At 41.4% G+C, this 8,525-nt stretch carries 9 protein-coding genes and 1 pseudogene; 8 read left to right on the plus strand and 2 right to left on the minus strand.

The features are described 5' to 3' along the window. Positions 1-253 precede the first annotated feature (253 nt). The 8 genes from HMPREF9304_RS07500 to HMPREF9304_RS07535 all read left to right on the plus strand — a co-directional run bounded on the left by HMPREF9304_RS07500 (position 254) and on the right by HMPREF9304_RS07535 (position 5,097). Positions 254-1,303 (plus strand): IS110 family RNA-guided transposase, encoded by a 1,050-nt coding sequence (locus tag HMPREF9304_RS07500; protein WP_036927940.1) that lies wholly within the window; start codon positions 254-256, stop codon positions 1,301-1,303. 112 nt (positions 1,304-1,415) lie between these two features. Beyond that, positions 1,416-1,712, plus strand: a complete 297-nt coding sequence (locus HMPREF9304_RS07505) for a hypothetical protein (protein ID WP_036927943.1) — start codon at positions 1,416-1,418, stop codon at positions 1,710-1,712. Then, positions 1,709-2,299 (plus strand): hypothetical protein, encoded by a 591-nt coding sequence (locus HMPREF9304_RS07510; protein ID WP_036873505.1) that lies wholly within the window; start codon positions 1,709-1,711, stop codon positions 2,297-2,299. The genes HMPREF9304_RS07505 and HMPREF9304_RS07510 overlap by 4 nt, the downstream gene beginning before the upstream one ends. A 17-nt stretch (positions 2,300-2,316) precedes the next feature. Continuing rightward, positions 2,317-2,736: a PcfK-like family protein gene (locus HMPREF9304_RS07515; RefSeq protein WP_036927945.1), complete on the plus strand. Its 420-nt coding sequence runs from the start codon at positions 2,317-2,319 to the stop codon at positions 2,734-2,736. Between the two features lie 22 nt (positions 2,737-2,758). Continuing rightward, positions 2,759-3,289, plus strand: a complete 531-nt coding sequence (locus tag HMPREF9304_RS07520) for an antirestriction protein ArdA (protein ID WP_023058491.1) — start codon at positions 2,759-2,761, stop codon at positions 3,287-3,289. Between the two features lie 17 nt (positions 3,290-3,306). Continuing rightward, complete coding sequence (locus HMPREF9304_RS07525; RefSeq protein WP_036927948.1) at positions 3,307-4,581, plus strand: PcfJ domain-containing protein; 1,275 nt, start codon at positions 3,307-3,309, stop codon at positions 4,579-4,581. Between the two features lie 26 nt (positions 4,582-4,607). Continuing rightward, positions 4,608-4,862 (plus strand): DUF8466 domain-containing protein, encoded by a 255-nt coding sequence (locus HMPREF9304_RS07530; protein ID WP_023058484.1) that lies wholly within the window; start codon positions 4,608-4,610, stop codon positions 4,860-4,862. A gap of 4 nt (positions 4,863-4,866) precedes the next feature. Continuing rightward, positions 4,867-5,097: a hypothetical protein gene (locus tag HMPREF9304_RS07535; protein WP_023058463.1), complete on the plus strand. Its 231-nt coding sequence runs from the start codon at positions 4,867-4,869 to the stop codon at positions 5,095-5,097. Positions 5,098-5,249: 152 nt separating this feature from the next. Here the strand turns inward: HMPREF9304_RS07535 and HMPREF9304_RS07540 are convergent, their stop codons facing one another. Together HMPREF9304_RS07540 and HMPREF9304_RS07545 are read right to left on the minus strand one after the other, a co-directional pair. Beyond that, on the minus strand, positions 5,250-7,997 hold the full coding sequence (locus tag HMPREF9304_RS07540) for a TrlF family AAA-like ATPase (RefSeq protein WP_036927951.1): 2,748 nt from the start codon (positions 7,995-7,997) through the stop codon (positions 5,250-5,252). Positions 7,998-8,119: 122 nt separating this feature from the next. After that, positions 8,120-8,449 (minus strand): annotated as a pseudogene (locus HMPREF9304_RS07545) (glycoside hydrolase family protein); the annotation flags it as partial. Positions 8,450-8,525: the final 76 nt, after the last annotated feature.

The raw sequence follows: 8,525 nt of genomic DNA on the forward strand, positions 1-8,525 counted from the left end.
AACTCTAAGTTTGCGACATGAAAAAAATAGGATTAAATCTTTTTGCTTACTAAGGTTGGCTTATTACCTTTGTTGTTAAAAGGAGAGCCAGCCTGCAGGGAAGGGAAACTTTGAAATTAACGGGGCTCAAGCCCATCTTCTGTTTTAGTCCTCCCTGCACAGTTGCAAAGACCTGATAGAAAGTTAAGGCTTCGAGCCTATTTAGAGTTTTGAGTCCGTTGCAACTTTAGCCGGTTCCTATAATTGCAAAGTTATGAAGAAAATTTTTATTGGCATCGACTTCTCAAAAGAAAAGTTTGATGCGACCGTCATCAAGGCGGAAGATTTGAGCGAGATGCTGTCCGTAGGGCACCAAGAGTTTGTCAACAAAGTTTCAGGCTATCGTAAGATGCTCCGTTGGGTGGACAGCCTATGCGGTGCCGACACATGTGAGAACTGGCTTTTCTGTGGCGAGAATACGGGCGGATACAGCCAGATGATGAGCGACTATCTGTATTCAAAAGGCTATGATCTTTGGATAGAGAATGCCTTGAGCATCAAACGTGCTTTCGCCATGAAACGCGGAAAGAGCGATAGGTCTGATTCGCTGATGATTGCCGAGTATGCCATGCGCTACCAGGACAAGGCCCGTCTATACGAGCCGTTGAGCCCGGCACTCTCACAGTTACGCGAGGTGTTCCTCTACCGTCACATGCTCGTCAGGCATAAATGCAGTTTTGAGGTTAGGCGCATTGAGAAGCGTCTTACGCAACAGAAGTCATCCGCAAAGACGATGATATCGCAGAGTTCTCGACACATATTAACCGAACTTAAGCACGAGATTCAAAAGTGCGACCAGCGAATACAGGAGCTTGTACGCTCAGACGAGGAACTTAGTCGCATCTTCGGCATCATTACTTCCATGCCCGGTGTGGGAACGCTCAATGCGGTGTGTCTGATGGTCTTCACCAACAACTTCACCAAGTTCGACTACAACGCCCGCAAGATAGCCTGCTACTACGGTGTGGCGCCCTTCTCCCGTGACTCTGGAACCAGTGTGCACTCGGCTCCAAAAGTAGGATATTTGGCTAACAAAATGATCAAGTCGCTACTCTCGCAGGCTGCTTTGGCTGCTGTGAACTTCTGTCCAGCTATGAGCATATATTACCATCGGCTGTTAGACAAGGGAAAAATGCCAATGGTAGCGTTGAACGATGTGAAGAATAAGATGTTGACCATCATCACAGCAATGGTAAAAAACGAATGCAAGTATCAGCCGGAATACATCTCTATAAATGCTCGGAGTGAAATGTTAAATAAATAGTTAAAATCAAAGAAACAGGAGGATAATAACATAGAAAGCTCTATCTCTTTTCAGAGGTCGAACCCATTCATATCCAAGAAATCATTTTAGCAACCATCTAAAAGTAAGAATAATGGAAAAATTCAATTTTTATCAAGACAGAAAGGTTACTTGTTGGGAACGCACCCACTTTGATGTAAAAGCCGAGAGTTACGAAGAAGCCGTTGCCCTTGTCAAGTCGTGGCAGGGAGAGGACGTGCTTTGCTTTGAGGACGATGAGAATATCATCATCACAGACGGAGAAACCTTGTATGACACCTCCGAAAGCCTATCCGTAGAGGAAAACGGAGGACAGCCGACTATCAAGGTCTTTGCAAACAATGGAGAAGACATCATCAACAATAAACCCGATAACACTGAACAGATATGAGAACGGAAACAAGAACATACGAGGTATATAACCTCCACGAACTGACAAGGGAGGCACAAGCAAAGGCACACAGCCATTGGGCGGAACATTGCGACTATACTTGGGACAGAGAGAACCGAGCCACATTGCAAGCCTTTGAACGGATTTTCAATATCAAGGCGGACAGATGGTCATACGACAGTTGTACCTACACCTATCGTTTCACTTCCCATTACAGCGAGGAGGAAGACAATATGAAAGGGACAAGACTTCTGAAATACCTTGTCAATAACTATTGGAACGACTTGTATCCACCCAAGACTTATTGGAGTGGAAACTACAAGAAGAAACGCAAGAGCCGTGTGTTTGTTTCGGACGATTGTGTGCTGACGGGCTACTGCATAGACTATGAAATCTTGAAACCCATATACGTTTTTCTGAAAGCCCCCAATGATACCACCCTATACGAACTTATGGACAAGTGTTTGAACGGATTTTTCAAGGCTTGCAGGGACGATATGGAATATCAATTCAGCGAGGAAGCCTTTGCCGAAAGTTGCGAAGCTAACAATTATGAGTTCCTATCAGACGGAACATTATTCAACTGATTAAAACATAAAAGACAATGAAAGGTACAGAGCATTTCAAGAGCGTAATCCAATGTTATTTGGAGAACCGAGCATCATACGATGAACTCTTTGCGGAGAGTTTCCGCAAGGAAAACAAGAACATAGACGAGTGTGTAACCTATATCCTCAGCGAGGTACAGAAAAGCGGTCATTCGGGATTTTCGGACGATGAAATCTACTCTATGGCAGTGCATTACTATGACGAGGACGACATAGAGGTAGGCAAGCCTAATTCCTGCAAAGTGGTGGTAAACCACACCATCGAACTCACGGATGAGGAGAAGGCGGAAGCCAGACAGAGAGCCGTAGAGCAATACCAACGTGAAGAACTCTCCAAAATAAAAAGCCGTAACGCAAGACCAAAGAAAGCCGAGACAACGGAAATCGTATCACAACCCTCACTATTCGAGTTTTAATCCCTTAAACAACGAAAGGAAAATGGAAACAATGGATTTAAGCGAAGCACGCATCTATGTAGGCACTTATGCCAAGTACAACAACGGCTCATTGCAGGGAGAATGGGTGGAACTTTCGGACTTCTACGATTTGGACGACTTTATGGAGCGTTGTGCCGAGATACACGAGGATGAGGAAGAACCCGAATATATGTTCCAAGCGTGGGAGGAAATCCCCGATGGTCTGATAAACGAAGGTCATTTGGATGAAAACTTCTTTGAACTTCGGGACGAGTTGGACAGATTGAATGACACGGAGAAAGAAGCCTTTTGGGAATGGGCGGACGGCAACAATGCCCATATCACCCAAGACGCATACAGCCTTGTAAAGGCTTTTCAATCCGCCTATATGGGCAGTTATGCAAGCAGGGAGGATTTTGCGGAGGAAATTGTGAAAATGAAGAACGATTTATCCGATTTTGCACTGAGTTACTTCGACTTCTCCAAATATGCCGATGACCTTTTTGACACAGACTTTTGGTATAAGGACGGTTATGTATTTCGCAACGAATAAAACAAGGAGGATAGAAAATGAAACCAAGAAACAGATATGAGAAGGCTGTCCTTGCCGAGAGCAAGCACCTTCGCCCGATAACCAAGACACAGAGCAAATGGGCATTCCGTGAGTGTATAGACCATTTCGCCTACCGACTGCCCAAAGGTCGCACAACGTGTATGGATTGTGGGCATAGTTGGACAATAGAAAAGCCTACGGACACTTGCACCTGCCCCCATTGCGGGGCAAGGTTGCAGGTCAAGGAAACCTTTGAACGCAAGATTAGGCAGAAGCAATACTTTACGATACTTACCGCTTGCGGAGAGTACCAAGTACTAAGAATGTTTCTTCTTTCTGTGGAAATGGAGAAAGGTTGCAAGGCTTCATCATATACCCTTGAAATTGGTCAATATTGGTGGAACGCACAAGGACGGCAATCAGTGATAGCCGTTCAACGAACATTAGGCAGATACATTGACACCTTTTCTTTCTGTTCGCCAATGGCAGTACGCAACGATAACGAAGCCTACCGTCATATATCGTACTCACCGATATATCCCAAATTCAAGGTTATGGACACACTCCGCAGGAATGGATTTGAGGACGATTTTCACGGCATTGCCCCGACAATCCTTATCCCCGCTATATTATCCGACAGTCGGGCGGAAACCTTGCTGAAAGCAGGCAGAGCCGAGCATTTGAAATACTTCCTCTACAATTCAAGGACATTTGACACTTGTTGGCAGTCCTATAAGGTTGCCACTCGAAACGGCTATGACATAGAGGACATTTCTATATGGTGTGACTATGTGGATATGCTCCGCAGGTTGGGCAAGGACACACACAGCCCGAAGTATGTTTGCCCCACCGACCTATATCGGGAACACGACCGCAGGCAAAACGAGCTTCGCAAACAGAGAGAAAAGGAGGAAATAGAGAGGAAACGCAGGAAGGCGATGGAGGACGAGGAGCGTTTTCAAGAACTCAAATCCAAGTTCTTCGGTCTTTGCTTCACAAACGGCACAATCCAAGTCCACGTATTGGAGAGTGTGCAGGAACATTTGGAGGAGGGGGTGGCAATGCACCATTGCGTATTTGATAGTGCCTACTATCTCAAAGAAAACTCGCTTATCCTTTCGGCAACCATTGAGGGCAAACGGATAGAAACGATTGAGGTTAATTTGGACACGCTCAAAGTTGTGCAAAGTCGTGGCGTTTGTAATCAAAACACAGAGTACCACGACCAAATCGTAAGCCTCGTGAATGCCAACCGCAAATTGATAAGACAGAGAATGAGAGCGACAGCATAAGCAACAATCACCAAAATATCACAGATATGAAAGCAGAAATTGAAAGCATCGTATGTAATTGGGCGGACGAGATACCCCATATCCTTATAAGGGTAATCAATGCCATTACTTTATCCGTCAATGAAGAGGAACTGAGAGCTGCCGTCAAGCGGATAGCCGAAGAAACGGAACTTGACAAGTTCTTTGCCTATGGTTATGGCACACATCATTTTTGGCTTACCCACCGCAGGTTATCGAATGGTGAGCCGATGGAACACAGATTATTAAAAGTTGAGTTTTGAGAATATGAAGAAGAAAGTTTATAGAGTACGGACGCAGTACATTTTCGAGGGAGTGTTTGAGGTTGTTGCCGAAAGCAGGGAGGACGCACAGCAAAAGGTCATTCAGAATTGCGGATTGGTAATGGGTGGGAATATTCACAGCACCTTACCCGATGAAGAGGTGAATTGGGCTTTCTCCACCCACCCTGAAGTCAGGACGGGACGGATAACCATTCAAGAAGAACAGATGAAGTAATGCGGTCGGCAGATTTGCCAATCGCTCCTTTCTTTCGTGAGCCTAAGCAGATAAAGAAAGGAGCAAAGAAACCCCAATAAAAAACACCTCGTTACTTTTGACAGTGAGTTGAGACGGCTCAAAAGTAACAAAAAGCCCATCCAAATATTGTTCTATCTTCTAAAGCCGTATTTTTGTTCACGTTTCTCAAAAGCAACACGCCCTCCTTCCAAAATATCACATATGTGTTCACGGATACCTTGTGAAGATAATATATACTCAGCATTTTCGTCTCTTTGCTTGGTGTCTTCCAAAGATCCGTTGATATATTGAAATTTCAAACCTCCTAAGTTGGGCGTATCCGCACCTTCTTGATTAGCTACAATTACATTTTCTGCGTCTGCACTTACCACAACATTGGAATTGTGCGTCACCAATATTATTTGTCGCTCTTTCTTTTTCCGTTTGATGTATGCTACTAATTCATGATAAATCGCGCGATTATCAAGACTATCCTCTGGTTGGTCTATGAGTATTGGGCATTTCTTATCACTAAAATCCAAAAGTAGTTTCAGGATAACAAAAGCTTGTTTTCCCTCTGACATATTAACAAAATTATCCCCTTGATAAGTCAAGCTATAATCAAGGCTATACCAACTGTGGGTAAGAAATTCTGTTACAACATTTAATGCTTCATATCCATTCTTCAGAAGCACTTTCTCTGAAAGAAGATTCTTAAAGAAGTCCAAACTAATTGCTTTGTTATCTTCATCATATTTATTTAGCAATTCTTGTAGATATTCTTGACGTTCATAACCTCTTTGATTTAGTCTGGTCTCCAAAAAGACTCGCATTTCTTGCTTGTGAAAAGTGAGTTTTACACGAATATCAAGTTTATCATAAGTGATGGCTAAGTTATTACAAATATCATTTGCGCTTATTTTATAAGAGCAATGATTGTCAATGACTTTACGGATTGATTCTTCTCGTTGTAGCCTTGCTTGCTCAAGCTTTTTCTGTATCTCATCAATTGCAGTAAGCTTTCTTTCTTCTTCTTGTATTTTGCTATTAATATCTTTTAATTCCTTATTGTCCTCAAATATCCGTAATCCTTTTTTGTAGATATCAGAAGCTATTATTGTTTGTATCTCCGTGGCTATTTGGTCTTTTGCTTTAGAGGTATCTTCTATGATTTTTTGGACGATCTCTGTCCATTCCATTTCAGTTCTTACTTTCAAACCATTAAACAGACGATCTACTTCATACTGATTCAACCCAAAAGATAATTTATCAAAATCCCATTTTTTCTCAAAGGAAGAATCGAATGGAGTGAGATTTTTTAATCTATTCAACAACTCAAGGTCGTTATCTGCCGCAGCAATAAGTTTCTTCTTTTCTTGAATTTGATATACATAAGCATCAAATGAAACTCTTTCTTCTTGTGTTAATGCTCCATCTTTTTGCAGAGTAGATGCTTTTGTTTTCAATAGTTGCAATTGTTGTTGAACACCATCCCTATTACCTTTTTCTGATAAACTCTTTTTTAGAGAATCAATCTCTTTTTGCAGTTGAAAAACATAGAAAACTCCATCCGTTACACTTTTAGAAACATCTGTAAGATGAGTATAATAATTCTCTAAAATTCTATTTTCATCTTTGCTCTTTATTATGTCTTCTACTATTTTATTCGTCTTTTCTGAGTCAAAAGCAATCTCGTGCATGTAACTTTGTCGGAAATATTCTATTTCACGACCGAGTTGATTATTTCCATCCTGCCATCTGATAGAAACCCCATCAAGATGTTGTCTAATAAAATCACCTTCTCCAACTTCTTTATTTCCATGCTTAGCAGCTATTGCTTTAAGTAATGATGATTTCCCTGTAGAACGTCCTCCTATGATAGTATTTAAGTTAGGATTGAGAAAAATTTTCCCATCCCAAAAATCATCCTCTTTTAATGTTATACTATCAATTACCTGATAAATATTCTTCTCGTCAGGTTTGGTTATTTGAATCTTCACTCTATCCTCTGGTTCAAACAGAATCTGTTTTAGTCCTTCGAATGTAGTATCAGCCTTAATCCAAGTTTTACAATTTCCCAATCTATCCTTTAGCTCAATCTGGTCTGCAAAAGAATGGGCATCACTACAATCTAATAGCAAATCATTTACACCTTGTTCATGTAGTTTTTCTTTTGATTTATTGTATGCTTCGATATCCTCGGCTGCGGTAAATACTATATCAACATCATTAATGATACTCTTTTTTTCTGCTATAGAATTATCGTTCCATTTGAAATCTTCCCATTCTGTTTTACCAATAGCTGTCATGAATTTGCCCTCAAATATCTGATTGGCATTTGATAAAGCATTTTTAATGACAGACGTCTCAAGATTGAGATTATTAAATCCTTCTCTTAATGGACTTCCATAGTGTTGGTGTTCATTTTCTGGTACAGAGGCTATAATCCGTTCTCCTAAATCTTGAATACTTTCTATTGAAATAACTCCACCCCACTGTTGAGTACAGTCTGGACTTAATGTATAATGCGCAGTGAGAGCATTCAAGAATTGCTGCTGAATTTGATCAGGGGTTAGTTCATTAGAAAAAATGACATGGTAGTTTATTCTTTTAAACTTCTTATTTCCACAGAACTTTGATAACCTAAACTCGACAACAGGTAGTATCAAATCTATATTTTGCAGCCTACCTTGTTCTTTATAATCAAGAATTTTACGATAACCATCAATAAAAAGATAGTCATTGATACCAAGAACTTTTATATCATCGGGAAGATGCTCTAAAGCATCTATATACTTCTCCCATATATCTTCATCAGGAGAGCACTTATAATTATGCTCCAAAGAAAAAGGAGTATGGACATGCAAGTCCCAAATTCTCCATTCCGATCCTCTGTTCATGATTTTTCTATATTAATATTACCTTTCGCAAAGGTACTCATTCATAACGAGAAAGGCGAATAAAACGGCGAAAAAACGCCCCTTGCAGAACATAAAAATATCGCAAGAGGCGTATTTGATAATCAAGGTATATAAAACAGGGCAAACTCCACCTTTCGCCGTTTGACAAGTCCTCGCAGAACTTTGCCTTTGTATTGGCAAAAAGAGACAAATTCACGGTAGAAATCCCTGTCGCCCGACTCTATCTTTCGTAGCAGTCGGCTCTTGGGATACTTCCCGTATCCCAGCAACCTACCCGCTCCAACATTGTAGGACAGAACGGCAAGCAACAAAGCATCCTTGCCGTAGTCCTTGAACATCATCAGACGCTTCATCAGGTCTGACCGGAGCAGCGAGTCCGCCTGCCGTTCCGTCATCGCTGCCGTGAAATGTTCGCCCGGCAAGAGCTGATGCTTATCCGAAATTTCGGATAATCATCATTATCCTAACCTTGATATTATCCTAACTTTATATTGCAAATGATTGAAA

It is taken from the genome of Hoylesella timonensis S9-PR14, assembly GCF_000762405.1.
In the GTDB taxonomy this organism is placed as follows: Bacteria; Bacteroidota; Bacteroidia; order Bacteroidales; family Bacteroidaceae; genus Prevotella; species Prevotella timonensis_A.